At 48.9% G+C, this 20,768-nt stretch carries 16 protein-coding genes and 2 pseudogenes; 11 read left to right on the forward strand and 7 right to left on the reverse strand.

Annotation, left to right across the window (positions count from 1 at the left end; translation table 11 throughout):
- The first annotated feature begins 12 nt into the window (after positions 1-12).
- The 3 genes from NST99_RS11140 to NST99_RS11150 are packed head-to-tail and all read left to right on the forward strand — an operon-like array spanning position 13 to position 4,096.
- Entirely contained in the window at positions 13-1,107 is a 1,095-nt protein-coding gene (locus NST99_RS11140; protein WP_341091638.1) for an ABC transporter substrate-binding protein, read from the forward strand.
- A gap of 5 nt (positions 1,108-1,112) precedes the next feature.
- Positions 1,113-2,792 carry an ABC transporter permease gene (locus NST99_RS11145; protein ID WP_341091640.1) on the forward strand — a complete coding sequence of 560 codons (1,680 nt, stop codon included), beginning with the start codon at positions 1,113-1,115 and terminating at the stop codon, positions 2,790-2,792.
- Positions 2,789-4,096: an MBL fold metallo-hydrolase gene (locus NST99_RS11150; protein WP_341091641.1), complete on the forward strand. Its 1,308-nt coding sequence runs from the start codon at positions 2,789-2,791 to the stop codon at positions 4,094-4,096. The genes NST99_RS11145 and NST99_RS11150 overlap by 4 nt, the downstream gene beginning before the upstream one ends.
- 132 nt (positions 4,097-4,228) lie before the next feature.
- Here NST99_RS11150 and NST99_RS11155 read toward each other — a convergent pair whose 3' ends face one another.
- From NST99_RS11155 to NST99_RS11170, 4 genes are all read right to left on the reverse strand, one after another.
- Entirely contained in the window at positions 4,229-6,631 is a 2,403-nt protein-coding gene (locus NST99_RS11155; protein ID WP_341091642.1) for an ABC transporter permease, read from the reverse strand.
- Positions 6,631-7,398 (reverse strand): ABC transporter ATP-binding protein, encoded by a 768-nt coding sequence (locus tag NST99_RS11160; protein ID WP_341091644.1) that lies wholly within the window; start codon positions 7,396-7,398, stop codon positions 6,631-6,633. The genes NST99_RS11155 and NST99_RS11160 overlap by 1 nt, the downstream gene beginning before the upstream one ends.
- Before the next feature lie 99 nt (positions 7,399-7,497).
- Positions 7,498-8,940: a sensor histidine kinase gene (locus NST99_RS11165; RefSeq protein WP_341091646.1), complete on the reverse strand. Its 1,443-nt coding sequence runs from the start codon at positions 8,938-8,940 to the stop codon at positions 7,498-7,500.
- A 24-nt stretch (positions 8,941-8,964) separates the two neighbouring features.
- The gene (locus NST99_RS11170; RefSeq protein WP_341091647.1) at positions 8,965-9,663 is read right to left on the reverse strand and encodes a response regulator transcription factor; all 699 of its coding nucleotides are present in this window, start codon (positions 9,661-9,663) and stop codon (positions 8,965-8,967) included.
- 191 nt (positions 9,664-9,854) lie between these two features.
- Here NST99_RS11170 and NST99_RS11175 point away from each other — a divergent pair, with 191 nt between their 5' ends.
- Positions 9,855-12,191, forward strand: coding sequence for a hypothetical protein (locus NST99_RS11175; RefSeq protein WP_341091648.1), 2,337 nt, complete (start codon positions 9,855-9,857; stop codon positions 12,189-12,191).
- 429 nt (positions 12,192-12,620) lie between these two features.
- Here the strand turns inward: NST99_RS11175 and NST99_RS11180 are convergent.
- Positions 12,621-12,836 (reverse strand): annotated as a pseudogene (locus tag NST99_RS11180) (transcriptional regulator); the annotation flags it as partial.
- 277 nt (positions 12,837-13,113) lie between these two features.
- Between NST99_RS11180 and NST99_RS11185 the strand changes: the two are divergent.
- Positions 13,114-14,145 carry a phosphotransferase gene (locus tag NST99_RS11185; protein ID WP_341091650.1) on the forward strand — a complete coding sequence of 344 codons (1,032 nt, stop codon included), beginning with the start codon at positions 13,114-13,116 and terminating at the stop codon, positions 14,143-14,145.
- 41 nt (positions 14,146-14,186) lie between these two features.
- Here NST99_RS11185 and NST99_RS11190 read toward each other — a convergent pair whose 3' ends face one another.
- Both NST99_RS11190 and NST99_RS11195 read right to left on the reverse strand, forming a co-directional pair.
- Entirely contained in the window at positions 14,187-14,585 is a 399-nt protein-coding gene (locus NST99_RS11190; protein WP_341091651.1) for a hypothetical protein, read from the reverse strand.
- A 110-nt stretch (positions 14,586-14,695) separates the two neighbouring features.
- A complete protein-coding gene (locus tag NST99_RS11195; RefSeq protein ID WP_341091653.1) occupies positions 14,696-15,679 on the reverse strand; it encodes a glycosyltransferase family 8 protein in 984 nt (327 codons plus the stop codon).
- A gap of 214 nt (positions 15,680-15,893) precedes the next feature.
- Between NST99_RS11195 and NST99_RS11200 the strand changes: the two genes are divergently transcribed.
- From NST99_RS11200 to NST99_RS11225, 6 genes and pseudogenes are all read left to right on the forward strand, one after another.
- On the forward strand, positions 15,894-16,361 hold the full coding sequence (locus NST99_RS11200; protein ID WP_341091654.1) for a DUF1801 domain-containing protein: 468 nt from the start codon (positions 15,894-15,896) through the stop codon (positions 16,359-16,361).
- A gap of 46 nt (positions 16,362-16,407) precedes the next feature.
- A complete protein-coding gene (locus tag NST99_RS11205; RefSeq protein WP_341091656.1) occupies positions 16,408-16,815 on the forward strand; it encodes an iron chaperone in 408 nt (135 codons plus the stop codon).
- A 37-nt stretch (positions 16,816-16,852) separates the two neighbouring features.
- Positions 16,853-18,154 carry a DUF1963 domain-containing protein gene (locus NST99_RS11210; RefSeq protein ID WP_341091657.1) on the forward strand — a complete coding sequence of 434 codons (1,302 nt, stop codon included), beginning with the start codon at positions 16,853-16,855 and terminating at the stop codon, positions 18,152-18,154.
- A 386-nt stretch (positions 18,155-18,540) separates the two neighbouring features.
- Complete coding sequence (locus NST99_RS11215) at positions 18,541-18,807, forward strand: CD3324 family protein (RefSeq protein ID WP_341091658.1); 267 nt, start codon at positions 18,541-18,543, stop codon at positions 18,805-18,807.
- Positions 18,808-19,075: 268 nt separating this feature from the next.
- Positions 19,076-19,486 (forward strand): annotated as a pseudogene (locus tag NST99_RS11220) (transposase); the annotation flags it as partial.
- Positions 19,487-19,842: 356 nt separating this feature from the next.
- On the forward strand, positions 19,843-20,610 hold the full coding sequence (locus NST99_RS11225; protein WP_341091659.1) for a hypothetical protein: 768 nt from the start codon (positions 19,843-19,845) through the stop codon (positions 20,608-20,610).
- The last annotated feature ends 158 nt before the right edge of the window (positions 20,611-20,768 follow it).

Raw genomic sequence — 20,768 nt, forward strand, 5'->3', positions numbered from 1 at the left:
GGAGGTCTTCCCTTGAAAATCATTAAAAAAAGCAAACTAGGTTCCGTTCTCTTGACTGCCGTGTTAAGCATCAGTCTGGCTGGCTGCGGTTCCTCCAATACACCCGAGGCTAACGCCAAAGCGAACGACAGCAAGAGCAAAAACAGTAATACTCCGTCTGCTATTGAACAAGCCTCACCACCGGCAGAGAATACGCTTAGCGGCAGTCTGGTGGTATACAGTGCTGGACCTGAGGGACTGGCGAATAAAATCAAAGAAGGGTTTGAAGCGAAAACGGGAGTCAAAGTGGAAATGTTCCAGGGTACCACAGGTAAGATTCTGGCGCGGATGGAGGCGGAGAAAACCAACCCGGTGGTCGATGTGGTGGTACTTGCCTCCCTGCCTTCCATGCAGGGCATGAAAAACGACGGGATATTGCTTCCTTATCAAGAAGCGGTGAATGCCGGCAAGCTTGTCAGTGACTGGTCGGATGCGGAAGGGAATTACTTCAGCTACAGTGCGTCGGCACTGGGAATTGTCTATAACACCAAGAAAGTAACCACACCGCCGGCTTCCTGGGCTGACCTGGGCCAGCCGGAATGGAAGGGCGTGGTCAACATCCCCGATCCATCGCTCTCCGGCTCGGCACTGGATTTCATGACCGGTTACCTGAGTGCTCAGGGAGACAGCGGCTGGGATTTGTTCAAGCAATATAAGGCAAATGGGGTGGCGATGGCAGGGGCGAATCAGGAAGCACTGGATCCGGTAATTACCGGTGCCAAATCCGTGGTTGCCGCAGGGGTAGATTATATGGCCTATAAAGCTAAAGCGGATGGGGAACCGGTGGATATCGTGTATCCGGCAGAAGGCACAGTGATCAGCCCGCGTCCGGCAGCCATTATTAAGACGAGTGCAAATGTGGACAACGCCAAAGCATTTATTGATTATCTGCTTTCCGATGAAGCCCAGGCACTTGTAGCCAAGGCGTACCTGCTGCCGGGAAGAAGCGATGTGAAGGCGGAGAACCGCGCCAATCTGGATGAGATCAAAACCTTTGACGTGAAATGGGATTGGATGAACGAATATGGCGATGAAGTGTCCACAACATTCACGGATTTGTTCAAGTAAGCGGAATGAAAATTAACGCTGTACGCTCATTTAAGTGGGTGAGCAGCAGCCTTGCTTTGTGTATACTGGCCATTCTGGTGCTGCTGCCGCTGCTTCTGATCTTCTGGACCAGCATTTATTCTGGTCAACAACTCGATATCACCGCGCCGCTCAGGACCATTACCGGAAACAGCGGGCTAATGAAGGTGCTGCTGAATTCTCTGGGTCTTGGAGCAAGCGTAGTCGCCTTGACTACAGTGTTCGCCTTGCCGCTGGCCTGGATTATGGCCAAGAGTGACATCGGGCGCCACGCTTGGCTGGATGTTGTCCTGCTGATTCCGTTCATGACACCGCCTTACATCGGTTCCATGGGGTGGATGTTATTTATGCAAACGGGTGGCTATATGGAGCAGGTTCTTCCGTCTTCTGCAGCACTGACCCCTTACTTCTTCAGCTATGGGGGGATGGTGCTGATCATGAGCCTGCATCTGTTTCCTTTCCTCTATCTGCTGCTGCGCAATGCACTGCTGCAGATCGGGGGCGGCTTGGAGGAAGCGGCTTCGGTTCACGGCGCTCCATTCCTTTACAAGGTTAGAAGAGTTATTGTGCCCTTGCTGTTATCGAGCTACGGGCTTGGTGTGCTGCTAATCTTTGTTAAGACAATTGCCGAATTCGGGACACCTGCGACCTTCGGGCGCAAAATCGGGTTCTATGTTCTGACCTCGGAAATTCACAAATATATTTCCAGCTGGCCGATTGATTTCGGCAAAGCGACTTCACTGGCCAGCCTGCTGCTCGGAGTCTGCCTGATCCTCTGGTATATCCAGACGATTATCAGCAGCCGCTATTCTTACCGCCTGGTGGGCGGGAAAGGGATACGCAGCAAGCATTACGCCGCAAAGGGAGCCTTGGGCTTCTTCAGCTGGGGGTATATTGTGCTGCTGCTGCTCGCTTCCGTCGGAGTCCCGTATTTCTCCATTATTACCGCCTCATTATTGAAGCTGCGCGGGGAGGGGCTGTCGTGGGGGAACTTGACGTTAAGTCATTATGCTGAGCTGCTCTCTCCAGGCTCACCAGGCCTTCAGGCACTAATCAATAGCTTCAGCCTGGCGATTGTTGCTTCGAGCATCGCAGTAATTCTTGGCACATGGCTCGCGCTGATCATTGGCAAGGGCACAGCCTGGCGGCAAAAATGGACCGATCTGTTCAGCCTGCTGCCGAATACTGTACCGGGCATTGTCCTTGTTGTTGGGCTGATCCTCATGTGGAATGCCCGCTGGATGCCGGTCCCGCTCTATAACACCTATGGGATGGTCGTGCTCACCTATGTCGTGCTGTTCCTTCCCTACACCGTGCAGTATGTAAAAGCCAGCTACGGGCAGATTGATTCCTCCCTGATGCAGGCGGGGCAGGTATTTGGCGGAAGCAAGGTTTACGTGTTCCGCCGTATCCTGCTGCCGCTCATTCTTCCCGGAATGGCGGCTGGCTGGATGATGACCTTCACCATCTCCGGCCGTGAATTGGTGGCCTCGCTGCTGATTCTGCCGCCGTCGATGCAGACGTCGGCGACTTATATCTTTGCCCAGTTTGAACAGGGTGCAGTGGCGATGGGCATGGCAATGGCCGTAATCTCTGTAGGCGTTACAACTGCATTGCTGCTTGTAATTCAATACTTAAGTCCAGACAGAAAGCGGAGACAACTATGACCAAGCTGACGATATGGGGGGGCGCCGGGGAGCATGGGCGCTCCTCCTACCTTTTACAGGGTAAGGAATCCTGTATTTTGCTCGATTGTGGTGTGAAGAAGGAAGGGAAAGGAGAGTATCCGCTGCTGGATGCCGCGGTTATTCCGCAGCTTCAAGCGGTCTTTCTGTCCCATGCCCATGAGGACCATTCGATGGCCCTTCCGCTGCTTTATAAATATGGCTATAAGGGAAAAGTATGGACAACACGCGATACCTTCAGGCAGCTGCCCGGCTATTTTGAGGCGTGGAGCAGATATACGGCCGCTGAGTCAGCCGGGCTGCCTTATGGAGATGAAGACAAGCAGGCAATGGAATTTATGTTTCTGGACGAGCAGGCCGGACCCCGCACCTGGCTGAACGTTGCACCCGGCCTGCGTGTGCAGTGGGGGCGAAGCGGACATCTGGCTGGTGCGGTATGGCTTGCCCTGGAATGGGAGGGGAAGAGGATCTACTTCTCCGGTGATTACACCGAGGAGTCGCAGCTGCTGGCAGTGGACCGGCCACAGGCGCTGTTCTTGTCCGGGCCTGAGGCAGGCAGGGGGCAAGGAGAAGCCGATCTGGCCATTATCGACGCCGCCTACGGAGCGGATCCCGAAGAGCAGCATGTGAAATTGCTGCAGCTGGAGACTGTGATCCGGGATACTTTAGAAGGCGGCGGCTGCGTGCTGCTGCCAATGCCGCTGCAAGGCCGGGGCCAGGAGCTGCTCATCTGGGCTGCTGAGTGGTTCCCACAAGCGCAGCTTGTGGTGGAAGAAGCTCTGCTGGCTCCGCTCCGAGCGCTGCAAACCCGTTCAGCTTGGCTGAGAGATGAGGCTCCCGGCAGCATTGACCGGCTCCTGAACAGCAGGAACTTGAAAGCAGTCTCCAGTCCTTCCGAGCGGAAGGAGGCACTGCTGGAGCGGAAGAATAAGATAATCTTCACGAACGACGCACTGCTCCAGTCTCCTACAGCCCAGTGGTATTACCGGCAGCTGCTTGATGTTCCCGGCAGCCATGTGATTTTTACAGGCCATTTGCCTGAAGGCAGCTTTGGCCGCAACCTGCTTGGGCAGCAGAGCAGCGGCGGCTGCAAGGTTTCTCTGATCCGTTACAAGGTGCATCAAGGCCTTCCTGACATCCGCCGGATGCTGCGGGCTGTTCCAAGCCGCCGCACAGTGCTGGTTCATGCCCCTAAGAAGCAGACGGATCAGGTGCTTTCCATCCTGGAGGAAGAAGGGTTTACGGGACTGTATTCTCTGCTTCCCGGAGACAGTATCTCCTTCTGATGCACTCGAATACGCTCTTCAGACAGCAAGCCAGCTCGATACCTGAGCTGGCTTGCTGTCTGTTTGCTGTTTATCTACTAAACCCAGCGATACGCAAAAGGTCGGTTCAATGGGTTATTCAAATAGCTGCTGTTATTCCGTGACCAGAACCCGTGGTGAAGTGCTGCGGATAACGCTGGAGGCGATCCAGCAGCCGAGACCGGCCACGGTTATACTAAGCAAAGCGAGGAAGGAGATGCCAGCCCACTGCATTAGGAGCGGCAGCTTGACAATACCATAGGTGGAGAGCAGACCTCTTAATATGCCGGGGAGGAGAAATACCCCGCAGCCGATGCCCAGAGCCGTACCCGCTGCGGACAGCGCCACAATGCTCCAGGTTACTGCACCCCGGATGTTATTCGAAGTCAGCCCGATGGATTTGTAGATGCCATAGGTCTTGGTTTCCTTGCGGATATGAATCCGGCAGGTACTGTAAATAATGAGGCAGGTGACCAGCAGAAACAGCAGGCTCAGAATGCTCATCGGAAGGATCAGTACCGCCGTAGCTTCCTTGAATACCGAATCGAGCAGGGTTTGCTGTTTGATGGCCTGAATTCCAGGGCCATATTTGTCATTCAGCTGCTGCACTATCTTATCTGCATCATCGTCGTTTATTAAATTCAAGTACGCCGTATCAGGGTGAAACTGGGTGAGTGCATCCGAGGTTATTCTGGCCTGATTGGACATATTGGCAATCGACTGATAAATGCCGGTCACTGTAAAGGTGTGCCGCTCTCCTTCAACATACAGCTCGATAACATCCCCCAGCTCTTTTCCAAGCTGCCTGGAGATGTTGATGCCGATGGAAATTTCATTCCGGTTGGCTGGATTTCTGCCGTTTAAGGAGGCGAAGCCCACCTCATCCAGACTTCCTTCTACGGCATTAAGCGGAATGCTGAGGGATTGTGAAGTATCGCCCACCTTCCCGGAGCTTCGCATGGTTTCTGCAGATACAACGCCGATGGATTGGCCTGCCCAGTTAAGGTTCAGGATAGCAGGATCGGCCTTAACCCCGGCATTCAGAGCTTCACGGTCAAAATCCGCCTCGTTCACGACCATGACAACAATATCAGAGGCATCATAACCCCACAGCGGCGAGGTTTTCTGCATTTGATAGATGCTGTTCAACAGGACGAAGCCGAAGACCAGCACTGACGTTGTAACGGTGGTCAGAATAAGCATCAGGATAGAGCCCTTAAGATTTTTGGTTACATTTCTCAGCCCGATGACAGCAGGAACCGGCCAGCGTTCAAACTCACTGCCCCGCTTTCCCCGGCCTTTCGAACGTTTGCCAAGGCTGCTGTGCGAAGCTTCAGACATGCCATAACGAATGGCCTGCATCGGCTGGATGGAACGCGTTTTGCTGGCATAAATCCACACGCATACAAGAATCAGCAGCAGCATCCCTGCTCCGACCATCCAATCACTCCAAGCTCCCTGTAGCTGGATCGAGGAATGATCTGTTTTTAAGAAGGATAGAGACTGGTCAATAATCACTCCGGATAAAAAGCGGCTGATCCATAGCCCGGGCAGGATGGACAGCAGTGCAAGAAAACTGTACTGGGCAACGTAGGTGCCTATAATCTGCCTTGAAGTCAGACCCATGGATTTGAAAATCCCAATGGTTTTGTAATTGGCCAGAATCGCGTCCGAAATCGTAAAGCTGATCGTAAACAAGGCAACCAGTATCATTACAATGCTAAGGAAGCTCATGACAAAACCGATGATTTTATTCATGATAAAGTAAAAAGCAGAAATTTGCTCAAAGCTGGTCTTCTCCTCCATGAATGGAGTACCCAGAAAGGCTTCAAACCGTTCCCAATAATCAGCACGCTGGCTGTAGTCAGCGAAACGGAGCCCCAGAATATATGAATCAGTGTCTTGAGCAGAGCTTAGATCCTGCTGGTAGTCGCTGCTGTTCATCCAGATTCGCGCGGTTGTGGAAAAGGGCCCTCCCAGCGGAAGGTCGATTACGACAGCAGATACAGTTAAGCTAAGAGGAGTATTACCTGTCTTGAACTGAAGCTCGTCACCAATGGAAACATCATATTTATAGGCGAGTGAGGTTGGAATCCAAATCGTACCCTGTTCGGGTTGAGCAGTCTCCGGTCCTTGGGCAAATACAAGCTCATCTGTGCCAAAGGGCCGGTCCGGTGTATTCATCATATACAAATACAGGTTGGGGATATCTTCTCCTCGGTGTTTGACTCCTGCCAATGGCTTGTAAGGCAGCAGCACGGATGCCGTTACGCCATCCTGCTGGGACCACCAATGGGCTGACTTCTGCGGATTATGAAGACCTCTGCTGAACATTAATAGTTCATGGGAGCCTTTAGTGTCGCGATGCAGGCTTTCGTAAAGATCTTCCGAGTTGGAAATAACGGTTATCGCGGTGTTGGTCAGCAGCGTGGACAGCAGAATAAGTAGCGCAATCAGACTGTTCTGCACTTTGCGTTTCCTCAGATTCCCCCAGCAAATCGTCATTATAGCATGCATTACATAAGGCTCCCTTCACGGGAGATGTAGGAGAAGATGAGGGACTCTCTGTCCTGCAGCTGATCAGGGGTAAAAGCACCAAGCTCCAGCACGCCGCCAACCTGACCATCGCGGATAAAAATCAGCCGGTTCGCACGGCAGGCCGATTTGATATCATGAGTGACCATGACGATGGATTGTCCTTCGGCATTCATGCTTGTCAAAATATCAAGTACCGCAACGCCCTGATCATAATTCAGGCTTCCTGTCGGCTCATCTGCAAAAATGATCTCAGGCGTATTGATTAATGCCCTCGCAATAGCAGCTCTTTGCTGCTGGCCCCCGGATACCTCAGCTGGCAGCCGGTGCTGCTGCTCTTCAATGCTCATGGCCTTCATCAGCGACAAGGCCTTCTGCTTCACTTCACGCCGTGGCCTTGCTGCAACATAGCCGGGTAAAGCGATATTTTCCAGCAGTGTCAGATCAGGTACAAGATTGCTGCTCTGATAGATATATCCGATTTTTCCAGCTCTCAGCCCGGAAAGCTCCTTCTCGGAGAAGCTGTCCATACGCTGCTGGCTGAAATGGACTTCACCTGCGGTGACCGTGTCCAAACCGCTAAGCAAGTAGAGCAGCGTTGATTTTCCTGACCCGGAATCTCCCATAATTACAGTAAAATCCCCTTGGTAGATGTCCAAATCAATATTTCGGATGGCGTGAAATTGCTCGCTGCCGGTGGAATAGGTTTTACACAGGTTTTTGGTATGAAGTATCGCGGTTTTCGGCATACATAAATCCCTCCAGGTATCATTTTCCTTCATTGTAGAGGGGGAATCTTGCAATAAGCTTATCAGGTTATTAATAAAGTATTACAAGGCAAGGAGCTGTCAGGAGATAGGCAGGGTGAAATAAAATTCGGTCCCTTGATGTTTGGCGCTTTTAAAGGAAATGGTGCCATGATGGGCTTCAATAATATGTTTGCAGATCGACAGACCCAATCCGGACCCCTCATTGAACCGCTTCTCCAATTGGGAAGGCGCATGTCCCTGGAAATAACGTTCAAATATAAAAGGCATGTCCTGCGGCAGAATTCCCTCGCCTGTATCGGATACGGTCACCGTAAGCTGATGCTGTTCCTGAACGATGGCTACCCGGATCGTATCTCCGGCTGAAGTATGCTTCAGCGCATTGGCGATAAGATTGGATAGAAGCTGTTCGATTCGGACAGGATCTATGCGGATCAGCACGTTTGGGATTTCGGAAGGCTCAGTAAATTCCACGCCTGCTGTACGGATATAAGGGCCCATTGGCCTGAGGATGGACTCGAAAATCTCCTTGCTGTAATGCTCCACGGGATGTACAGAAATTTGGTCCAGATCTCTTAAAGCATGCACCAGCAAATCCTCGACCAGCATGGCCATCTTGTTGGCTTGCGCCTGCATAATCTCCATATACGCCATCACCGCCGGCAGGTCGGAGCAGACCCCTTCGCGGATCGCCTCAATATAAGCTTTGACGATGGTTAGCGGTGTTTTTAAATCATGTGAAATATTGGAGATAAGCTCCTTCTGGGCCTTGCTCTGCGCTTCTTTCTGCATGCTCAGCGTCATAATTTCACTCCGCATTTGATCAAATACGGCGTAGACCTCACCGATTTCATCCTGCTTTGCATATTCGGCTTTCTGCCCGTAGTTCCCCTTGAGAATGGCCTCGGCATGATCCTTTAAACCGTTAACCGGATAAAGGAGGTCGTGATTGATTTTGTACCGGAGCCGGAATAGAAGCAGCAGCAAGAGGAACAAGGCTATCATCAGCAGAGTGAACATGGCAGGAAAAGACGCAGTTTGCCTATAAGCGAGGAGTGAGCCGGGCAAGGTGAAGATCGCATTCCCCGCCTGCACTCCAGACTCAGGATCAACAACCGGGAAGGCCAGTTTGAACCTTTCCTGTGCTGTTTTGGAGCTGTAGAGATCATAATGCAGATCACTTTTAAGATTCAGCTTGTCCTTATTCATGGAATGTGGAGCCGAGGAGTCGAAAAGAAGGGTACCATCAAGGCCAGTGTATTGCAGATGGAGCTGCTTCTCTTCACTCCACTTACGCAGTTCTTCCCGTATCCTGTTCTGACTGGAGACTTCTGTGTGATGCTGCTCCAGAACCAACATAATGCGGCTTATCTCAATACGAGCCTGATTCACCACTTCGTCCGGAAGAACATCCTGTTCCGTAGCCGAAAGTCTATACTGAATGAACGCCCCGCAGCCCCCCATAATTACAATACAAGCGATGGCTGAGGCGAACCACGGTTTAAACCAATTTCTCCAATACATAGTTCAGCGGCTCCATTCTTTGATTTAATCCAGGTTGAATTTATAGCCGACTCCCCATACGGTTTTGAGATACTCAGGATTGGAGGGGTCCGCTTCAAGCTTCTCACGCAGCCGGCGGATGTACACGGTAATGGTGCTTTCATCTCCAAAGGAGGTGTAGCCCCAGATTTGATCGAGCAGCTGGCTCTTGGAAAACACCTGATTTTTATGCTCGGCCAAAAAGAACAGCAGCTCAAATTCCTTGGCAGACAACGGAATCTCCCGACCGCCTTGCGTTACCTTATAAGCTTTTTTGTCGATGGTCAGGGTACCGATAGAAATCAGTTCGTCCTGCGGCAACGGATTTCCGAGGCTCTCCATTCTGCGCAGGTGAGCCTGAATTCTTGCCACCAGCTCGCTGAGGGAAAAGGGCTTGGTCATATAATCATCCGCACCGAATCCCAGCCCCAGCACTTTATCGGTATCACTGCTGCGGGCGCTTAGAATGAGAATTGGCGTCCGGGTTTTATCGCGGATTTGTCTGCACAGCTCAATCCCGTTTGCATCAGGCAGCATGATATCCAGAATAATGAAATCGGGCTGTACTGCTTCCAGCAGCCGAAGACCGTCCACGCCATTGTCTGCAATATGTACGTCAAAACCCTGCAATGTAATATAATCCTTCAGAATACGGGAAATGTCCTGTTCATCTTCAATGATGAGAATCCGTTTGCGTTGCTGCATCGTTTACACTCCTACTTGTTTATTCTGCTTCCATTATATAGGGCATTCCGGAGATTCACTATAACTCCTTATGTTCTCTATGGTTTCGGGCTGAACATAGCTTTATTATCGGAAGTATCGTCTGATATAATAGGCTTAACTATACAAATTTAAAACATAGGGTTGCTTGCTGCAATTTGGAGGAATACATAATGATTGAGAGCACAAAACTTCACATCCCCCATGGCCGCAACTCCCTGGTCCCCCGGCCAAGTCTGATGAACAAGATCAATGAAGGAATGACTGCAAGGCTCACTGTTGTATCAGCACCCGCAGGTTACGGGAAGTCAACAGCGTTAAGTGAATGGGTCAAATACAGCGGATCGCGTGCCGCCTGGGTGTCCCTGGATAAGCAGGATAACGACTGGATCACGTTTTGGAGCTATGTGGCTGCTGCGGTCGAGGAGCAGATTCCTGGGTTTGGAGCCGGAATCCGGCCTTTGCTTAAGAAAGGTTCCTCAATCTTCTCCGAGCCTGCACTGGACGTTATGCTGAATGAATTCAGAGAAACTGCTGCCGATCTGGTCATTATACTCGATGATTATCATTTCATCAGTCTCCCGGAAATACATGATTCGCTGGTTTATCTACTCCAGCATTTGCCGCCTCATATTCACTTTTTTATAGCTGGCCGTACCGACCTGGCCATACTGATCAGCAGTATAACGGAAGCAGTCACTGTACATAAAATTACTATGCAGGATTTGAGCTTCCAACTGGATGAAGGGATGATCTTCTTCCGGGAGACAACGGATTTAAGGTTGACGAAGGAACAGGTGACACAGCTCTACCACCAGACCGAAGGCTGGATCAGCGGACTGCAGCTGGCCGCAATTGCTCTAAAGAGCAGTGATAACATCCCCCGCTCCATTGATAGCATTAGAGGTCAGCATCAGGACATCTCCCGCTATTTGCTGGAGGAGATATTCTCTCATTTGCCTGAGCCCATACGTGTATTTCTATTGGAAACCTCGATCCTGAGCCGGATGAACCATTCCATCTGTGAAGTCGTAACCGGTCAGCTCGATTGCCAGGAGCAATTGGAGAGCCTGGAACAGCTGAATTTGTTCATTATCCCTTTGGACGATCAGAGAAACTGGTACCGGTATCATCATTTGCTGTCGGATTTCTTGCAGGAACAGCTGACAGCCGAAGATCCGGCAAAAATAACTGAGGCCCATATCCATGTGGCGCATTGGTGGGAGCATTATGGATTTGAAGCGGAAGCGGTGGAGCATTACTTGGAGGGCAAGCAATATGAGGACGCTGTCCGGTTGATTGAGAAGAATATCCTTCACCTTTTGCAGTCCAGAAGTGTTGTGCTCAACCGATGGTTATCCGTCATTCCGGAGCATTATTATGCCGGGAAACCCATGGTGGAAGTCTTCTATATCTCTGTGCTGCTCGGAGTGGGGAAATGGGAAGCAGCATTTAAAAGAACTCAGCAGGCTGAGGGTTCATTCCAAACCCTGCAAGCCACTTTAAGCGAACAAGCATATCATCAGGCGATGGGCAATATCTACTTCATGAGTTCGGTCTCTGCCTATCTGCGCAAGGACTTGGTAACCATGTCGAAATACTTCGAAAAGATGGAGCAGCATATACCGGAGGGCAGCTTTTTTCAAACGATGGGGCGCAACAGACACCAGGGATACGATGCCTTCGATGATCATTTGGTCTATATTAACGATCTTCATTATGCAGAAGAGACATTGGTGAAGTGGATATCTGTCTGGGAGAGTAAGCGGGAATATCCTTTTGTGGGCTTCCTGTTTGTCTCCTATACCAAGCTGCTCTACGAGTGGAACCGCCTGGAGGAAGCTGTTGTTGCTGTTCATAAGGCGCTCAAGCGTGAGGATATCAAACCTTTTGCACGGATATTGATTCACCTTACCGTCAGCGCCGTGCGAATTCATAACGCCCAGGGTGATCCTGAAGGTGCTTCGGAGCTGCTCTCCGGTCTGGGCTCACAGATTGATTCCCCGGATCATTTGCAATTTATGAAAAGAGTTGAAGCGGAGCAAGCCTTCTTGGCACTGGAGCAGGGCCGGGTGGAAGAGGCCCGCGCGTGGCTGCAGAGCTGCGATGTAGCCTATACGGATGAGGTATCTCCGAACCTTGTTGCCGAGCATCTGATCTTGGCGAGAGTGCTTGCGGCTTGCGAACAATCAGATAACGCACTGCAGCTGTTGGAGCGGATGTATCAGTTATTATGCCAGGAGGACCGTCAGCGCGGCCAGATTCAGGTGCTGGTCCTGCAGAGTGTGCTTTATCAGGGTAGGGGGCAAACGGAGACGGCCCTTGTTAAATTGGGAACCGCGTTGCACTTGGCACAGCCACAGGGGTATATCCGCAGCTTTATTGACGAAGGGGCTGCTATGAAAGAGCTGCTATCCTCTTATTTGAAGCTGGGGTGGGAGAGCAATTTGCGCAAGCGTGCCGAAGTTTCCACGGAGTATGTTGAGCGGCTGCTGCAGAGTTTTGAATAGAGGGTAACTCTCTGGCAATGCATCCAAAGAAACGGCAGAAATGCCGTTTCTTGAGTTGTTATAAACACCAGATGGCCAGTACTCAGTAAGTACTTACTAATAGGCTGCTGCGCGATTCCTTGGTGTGATTGATTGGGCGCTTGCGGCAGGGAAAACCGTACCGAAACGCATTCGAAAACTACCGGAAAAAGTACCGGAAAGCGCATAAGAAAAGTCCAGAGTATCCAACCCGAAAGAGTAACGGAAAACGCAGCGGAAAAGTACCGGAGTACGTAACCCAAAAACTACCTGAATACGTACCTAGCAGATCATCCCCGCAAGCTGCGGACTGTATAGCCTCTATTTATGCTGGGTAGCTCTTTTTAGCAGGTTCGCGGACCGTATAGCCTTTATTCGCCTCCAGTTACTCCTAAATAGGAGAGAGTTGAGCAAATCCAAATACCGATAGCCATTATTGAAATCCCGAACCTCCCATTCAGGAAACAGATGGTCAAAATTACCGACTGCCGGAAACCACACTCTCTTTAAAAATTCAACCGTTCCATGTCCCAAACCTTTGGCCAGCAGCTCCCTCCGTCTAGGATTAATCTCATTCGTGATATTCTTTTCTAACCATTCCATGTACTGCTGCTCGAACCGCGCCATTGCTTTCCCTCCCTAATAATTGTTTCGAACAAAAAGAAAAGCCGCTTTCCCACCACTCATCCCGGATTAACATACGAGAGATGCATAGTGTAAAAGCGGCGTGTTCTTCACGACCTATAATTCTGATTATACGTGGAAGCTTCCCATTCAACAATTGAAAATAGATAATCCTCCATTTCAGAAGCATTTTTCTCACACCAGAAATAACCAATTCTATGCTAGATTAGAATGAGGCCGAAGGCCGGGCCAATTTGATTATGTGGAAGGATTATAGACTATGGAAACTTTGCATCAGCAATTCGATTTCAACAAGCTGTGTGCAGCTTACGATTTAGGGCAATTAACAACACAGCCGGAACAAATTTTCGGCGGGTTCCTTCATAAAATGTACCGCTTAACTACGGACCGAGCTGAATATGCTGTTAAAGTGCTGAATCCGCAAATTATGAAGCGGAGCACAGCGATGGAGAACTATGTTTTTGCGGAAAAGGTGGCAACTCTGGCCCGTGAGCAAGGAATAAACGCTCTTCCGGCTCTCGTATCGAAGGGGAACTTTATGCATGAAGTAGAGGGTCAATATGTGCTGCTGTTTCCTTGGGTGGACGGAAAGCCGCTATCCTCCGGGACCATTGATATGGATGCCTGTGAGAAAATTTCCGGAATTCTCGCAGGCATACATCGCATAGATTTCTCTCAACTTACAGATGAGGCTAATTCAGCCAAGGAAGATTTTATACCGTCAACCGTGGATTGGCAGAGTTACGCCCTCAAGGGAGAGCAAGCTCACTTGGAATGGTCGTCCATGCTGACAGAATACTTGAGTAAACTGCAACTATGGGAGCAGCAGGCGAACGCAGCAGGGGCTGCTTTGATGAATAACAAGGTGATCAGCCACAGAGATTTAGATCCGAAAAATGTGTTGTGGGATAACAATCATGTTCCGGTTATCATTGACTGGGAAGCAGCCGGGGCGGTTAACCCCATGCAGGAGCTGATCGAAGTAGCTTTGTATTGGTCGGGCTCTAAGCCGGGGAATGTTAACAAAGACGTTTTCCGTACAATGATAAACACATACCGCAAGCATGGAGGCAAGATCGGCGATAACTGGCATGACGTGCTGAATTGCGGATTTCAAGGGAAGCTCGACTGGCTCAGCTATAGCATCAAACGATCGCTAGGAGAGGAAAGCACAGACGCTGCGGAACAAGAGCTGGGAACGAGTCAAGTCATACCGACAATACAAGCTATGGCGGATTATGCTGATTTTATACCGGTCTGCATTAAATGGCTGGAGGAAATGGAGAGTTGATCCTGCCTTTCGGTAAGATAGGTGAATTTGTTGACCGGTGCTTACCTGTAAATGGCCACTGTTAACACGGACAAGAAGGCGATCCCGGCTAAAGGGGTCATGATCCATTTTTCTTTTGGACTCTTGGAGAAAAGGTTGGCGAACGTATTCAGGCCCAAATAAACAGCAATGATCCAGATAAAAATAGATGTGAAATGAAAGCTGAATCCTGAGGCAAGGACTCCGGCGTGTTGCAGTGAAACTGCTGAAAAGAACAAGAGAATGAAAACCGACAGCAGACTGAACAAACGCAGCTTTCCAGGCAATTTGCCTTTATATCTCCCGCCCATTGTGATTTCACCCCAGGGCAAACCGAACGTCAGCAGCAATTGGATCAAAGCAATGATCATGAACAAGAGAGTGCTAAGTTTTGCCGCTGCCTGTATGTAAGAATCCTTCATCGTGTTAGCTCCTTTTTACTTTCTTTACAGTTCTCCATATTTTACGCCCGGTTAGTTTATATAGTCCAAAAGCAAGCAAACAGCCATATCAAATGGCTGTTTGCTCCAAGCTAATGTCTAGTATAACGGCTTTTTCTTTTGGCTTTGAGAAGATTCGCTCTACGGCTTCTGAGCTGTCTAATGATGCTTAGTTCGGTTAAGGAGAGGCGGAGAGTCTTCGACCGTTTCACTTTCAAGTGAAGTCTTCTGCTTTTTTTGTAACGAAGTTTAAGGTGGGTGACTTTCCGCTTTCTCCGTTTCAAATACGTTCTGAATTTTCTCCACGGCGTCAGGCTGAGGTATTTATGATGCAGACCTGCCCCCGGAGAGTTTTGATCCCAAAACTTTTCCGCTCCGGTAAAATGGATAATTTTATTATGGAAGTCATGATTGGGTATAGACTGGTTGAAGAAATTGAAGCGCCGATCCAACTGAAGGTAATTCCCCCCGAAAACTGCATTCAATGCATCCTGATCAGGCATCGTGGAATCCGGGAAACTGCGCAAAAAGTGCAGTGTTTCTTCGTACCATTCCTGGTGGCAGCGGATAGTATTCAGGGCAAACAGAACCACTCCGGAATTGAAATAACGCTCGGGAACCAAACCTTTGGAATTGATAACATGTGCAACTTCCATAATGCCCTGATCCCAAACTGCGCCTAAATAATACTGTCCCAGATCAATTCGCCACAGCTCTTCAAGGTCCATATTGACCAGCACATCGCAGTCCAGATAGATGATTTTTTCAACCGGGATAAGTGCGGGAAGAAGCAAGCGGTACATACATGCCTGTGTCCATACATTAATCGAGCCTACATTTTCCATTACCTGAAGCATGTTTTCAGGAAGAGTAATGGGATAGAAGGTAATGGTGTGTTTATATCGGCTTGTTAGTCTCATGAGCTTTGACTTGTTCTCTTCCGTTAAAGTCTGATCATGCAAAATATGAACATTAACACGGGAAGCGGTATTGTGGAAAACCGAGGCTAAAACAACTCCGGCATGCTCGGCATAGTGTCCATCCTGATCCTGAAAAGCTAACGCAAGTTCGATCATACGCTAATTCCTTTCTCAACTTTATTGTGTGAATGTACCATAGTATACGTTTGCCATGGATACATGGATCAGGCGATATGCCTACTCCATTCACCCATTTTCAAACGGTCTGCTGGATGGAAGGAAGCAGGCGACGTTGACGTAAACTTGTCTAGTTTCCGGATTCAATTTAATATTGAGATAAATTAAAGTGTTTTCTTCGAGGAGGGTCAGCATGAAATACGAGTCGGAAAGTCCGGAAGACTACATCAGCCAACTGCCGGAAGATCGTCAGGAAGCCATTAAGCAGCTACGGAGCACAATCAAGGGGAATCTTCCAAGCGGCTTCGAGGAAACGATGTCCTATGGCATGATTACTTATGTTGTTCCACATCACTTGTATGCGCCGGGTTATCACGTGAATGCTGAACAGCCTCTTCCGTTTATAAGCATAGCCTCACAAAAGAATTTTATCGCACTGTATCATATGGGACTGTATATGCACCCTGAGCTGCTGGTGTGGTTCCGCGGGGAGTATCCGAAGCATGTCCAGACAAAGCTTGATATGGGCAAATCATGTATCCGGTTCAAAAAAACAAACAACATTCCATACGGGCTTATTGCCGAACTGAGCCGCAAGATTGCGGTGCAGGAGTACATTGAAATCTACGAGCGGGAAACAGAAAAGATCAGAAAAAAATAATTTATGCTGGGGATTCCCCGCTGGCAGGCTAAAGGAGAGAAACGTTATGGACAACAAAATTACTTATGAATCTGTGGATGATTATATTTCAAGATCTGCTCCTGAAGTTCAGGAGATCCTCCAAACGTTGAGAAAGGTCATTCAAGAATCGGCCCCTGAGGCGAAAGAAAAGATAAGTTATCAGATGCCTACTTTCGAGCTGCATGGCAATCTGGTCCATTTTGCGGCATTTAAGAAACATATTGGATTGTATCCGGCACCGAGCGGGATTGAAGCCTTCAAAGAGGAGCTGGCGGAATACAAGGGAGCCAAAGGTTCCGTTCAATTCCCTTTAGATAAGCCGATGCCCTATGATTTGATCAGACGGATCGTTGAATTTAGAGTGGCTGAGAATCTTCAACATGCAGAGGACAAAGCGAAAAAGAAGAAGGAAGAGCAGAAGCAGGAGAAATAATTCAGGGTGAACCTGTAAGTGAGTGAGGTGAAATATAGTGACGGAACGGATTCCCTGCCAAAGCGAAGACTGTGCGGCAACCATTTTACCGGCTACTGCCCACAAAACGGGCGGATTCTGCATGCCGTGTTATCAGGAACAGGAACGCCGCAAACGCCAGGCGTATATTGAACAGCACCGCAGGGATGTGGATCTATATAAAGGAATCACTGATCCGGTGGAAGTGCTTAAGATTATGCATGCAAAACGAGCCTACGACCCTTTGATCCGCTATCTGCCCTATCCCTTAAACCGCGAGCAGGTGTATTCTTCCTTGTCGGGTGAGGATGCGGAGAGGATGAAGGTATATGCATTAGAGCTGCTCATTGCCGGTGACGAGGAGACCAGCGTGGATATTCTTTTGTCGCTGCTCTGTTACAACAACGTGCGGCTTACGGACTGTATCCCTGAGCTCATCGGCCATGAGCTGTATTACCCGGGGATTCTGTATAAAGATGCTTCAGCGGAGGTCCGGGATCAGCTGCTGGAACAGGTGGAACAGGATAGTGAGAACCGCAATCATCTGCTGCTGGCCTTAGCCTGGATAGGAGACGGACGGATTGTTCAGCAGTTTCAGCAGTGGCGGCAGCATCCGCCCCAGTGGGCGAAAGAGCTTTTTGTTTCACCTGATCAATACTCACTTGAAGCCGGCTGGAAGCTTACAGAAGCCGGAGTGCGGCGGGATTTGTTTTCTCACACCGGATTTGCAATTGAACGGGCAGCGGAACCGCTGGATGCTGAACTTGCTGCAAAAGAAGCGGCGCGGTTTCTGGGAGCGGCCCCGGAGGAATGCCCGTGGTGCGGCGGCGGGTTAATGCGGCTGATGGAGCTGCGGAAGAATCACCCGTCGATTCGTGATTTGGCTCTGGAAGATGAGTGGCTTAAGGTGGATACATGCCTGTCCTGCGGCAGTTACAGTGTGATTTATATGGAAACTGGAGTTCAAGGAGAACCCCGCTGGAGCCTATACAATCAAGCACCGCAACCATTGCCGGAGCTTAATCTAGCCGACGATAATGACGAGTATTTAGCCGCTGCACCACGCCTGCATCTCGCTGCCCAACCGCGAAATGCCTATCATGCCGTGGAGTGGACACTGGAACCCGCAGCCTCGCAGGTTGGCGGACACCCGACCTGGATTCAGGATGCAGAATATCCGGCCTGTCCCTGCTGCTCTGAAAATATGATATTTATAGCCCAGTTGGATTGGTCACAGCTTGGCCCTTACGGAGAGGGCATCTATTATATGTTTATTTGTCCGAAAGATAAGATTACAGCTACCGTATATCAGCAATCCTAGTATATTAACGTCACTGGAGAAGGACCCTTATTCTCTGGAGCTGAACATCTTCGGATGTGGGGGTGATTTTTGTATTCCTTCAGAGCTCCCGGAAGGTTTAATTTTAGTGATTGCCTTGTTTGAATTTATATTTTACAGTAAGATTTGTGAATACCATGATTTGTAACTCTGCTTGGTGACATAAGGCGCTGATTAGGGGGTGTAAACCTTGTACCAGATTATTGATTTCGTACTCAACAAGCTCCATGCAAAGCCTGCGGAATAAACAAGGCGAAGCTTGGCATGGAGCGAAGGAATAATTTCGCCTGTAGTAACTTAAAAGTTGTGTTTATTAAAGCAGGCTTTGCCCTTAGAATATCTATTCTATTTTAAGGAGCGAGCCAATTATGGATTATATAAGAGCGACAGATGTGTTCCCGGATCGACTACTCCAGGAGATCCAGCGGTATATTCAGGGGGAATTGATCTATATTCCAACCCGTTCAACCGAGCGGAGAAAATGGGGCGAGAATTCTGGTGCGGCAAACTATTATATTGCCCGTAATGAAAAGATCCGCCAGAGTTTCCGCGAGGGTGTGACCATCGATCAATTGTCAGACCAGTTCGGATTGTCGGTAGAGAGTATTAAGAAAATCGTATATTCGAAGAGATAACATTGGGGGCTGTCCCAAAAGTGATGTAATGGCTGCTTGGGATAGCCCCTTGTTTTTAAGTAGGATCAACGTGAGCACTTGGGTGGTCGCTCCGCGAACGGACCGTTGTTCCAATCGCTGTGGTCTCCAGATTTTTTACATTCCCCTTAGCGGTGAAAATCCGGAGACCAAGACGACCGCTGCCGCTTTTCCACAATCGTTCCGTCCTCTCCGCTGCTTTTAAAGGAAAAAGTTTCTGTAATCCTTCTAAATTCACAAAAAAGAAATCGCCGCCGGACAAACGCTGCATTTCCGCAAAAAAAGCAAGGAAACGTTAGAGAGTGGATATGAAATCCGAAAACGTCATTACCGTAGCCAGAGCTGCGAGGGCTGCCCACTGAAGGAACGATGTACGAAAGCCGAAGGAAATCGAGAAGTGGTCGTCAGTTTGGAACGACTGCGGTACCAGAGTCAGGCTCGGGAGATTCTACGGAGTGAAGAAGGTTACGCCTTGGCCGTGCGCCGGATGACGGAACCGGAAAGTGTATTTGGCCAACTGAAGAACAACCGGGGATTCCGGCGCTTCCTACTTCGAGGGACGGAGAAAGTGAAACTCGAGGTCGGTTGGCTTTCCCTTGCCCATAATCTATTAAAGCAAGCAGCCAATGACCAAAAACGCAAAGCAGCGATTCTCCAGTAACGGGAGAATCGCTGCTTTGCTCAATTTTTGTGGTTTTAAGAATGAAGAAAGCTATCACAGTCAAAGAAATCTACTTTTGGGACAGCCCCTTCTACATTTCTCCCATTGCCTCCGCTTCGCCCGCTGGTCATTAGGGATGAAGCTCTGTCCAGGAATAGCCTCCGTCCGCTGTGCTCCAGAGATATTCTTATGTTCAAAAGATTACACAAATGTGCAAACGCTTGCCGTTACGGGTTTTCCATGAAAACTAATCATATCCATTTCATCAAAAATTAACATAAAATATGTTTATTATTGGTATATTTTATGGTATACTCACCTTGAATTTCATACCAAAAAATAGGAGATGTCGTAAAATGTTCAAGAAGATGAAGAATAGTTTATCGATTTTGGTTTTGGCAGCTGTTTTTGTGCTAACGTTTGCACAATCTGTCTTTGCCAGTGACCAGCCTGTTCAACTGACTTCAGCCAATCTATATCTTTACAAGTATGGATACGTTGGATTCAGCGGCAATATCGAAGTAAACAACCTGGGCAACCAAAAAACTGTAACTATTCACTATGCTCCTGGAGACGGTCAGTGGTATGATACGAACGCCTCCTATGAAGGCCCAACGGACTCCACGCATGAAAAATGGGGTTTTATGGTTTCCACCGATAACATGAGCAATAATAATCCACAGCTCACAAATGCCCAAACGATTCAATTTGCAATTAAGTATGAAGTCAATGGACAAACGTATTGGGACAATAACAACGGACAAAACTATTCCGTCAGCCGTTTTAATCAAAGTTCAACCATTCTTGGTAAACCGAACGTTTTTCGCGCTTACGATGATTTATATGAGAACACCTTCTCGGGAAGTGTATATGTCAAAAATTCAGTCTACAGCAAAGAGGTTAAAATCAAATATACAACCGATAACTGGAATACAACCAGGGAAGGATACGCCAGCTACTCCATACCGGCGAACTCCGATGGCAGCGTAGAAATCTGGGATTTCAGCTTTAATAATATTGACCCAAGTGTTACGCAAATTCAGTACGCTATCTCCTACACCGCAAATGGACAAACGTATTGGGATAATAATTACGGGAACAACTACACAGTAAACCGCTATTAATACAGAAATATATCCGTGAACTTAATGCTCTTCCCCTTATTTTGGAGTAGGATCAACGTGAGCCCTTGGGTGGACGCTCCGCGAACGGACCGTTGTTTAAGCGGAAAAAGTTTCTTCAAATCTTTCTAAAATCACAAAAAGAAACCGTCCTTTGGTAA

The sequence above is a fragment of the Paenibacillus sp. FSL L8-0470 genome (genome assembly GCF_038008625.1).
Taxonomy (GTDB): domain Bacteria; phylum Bacillota; class Bacilli; order Paenibacillales; family Paenibacillaceae; genus Paenibacillus_AQ.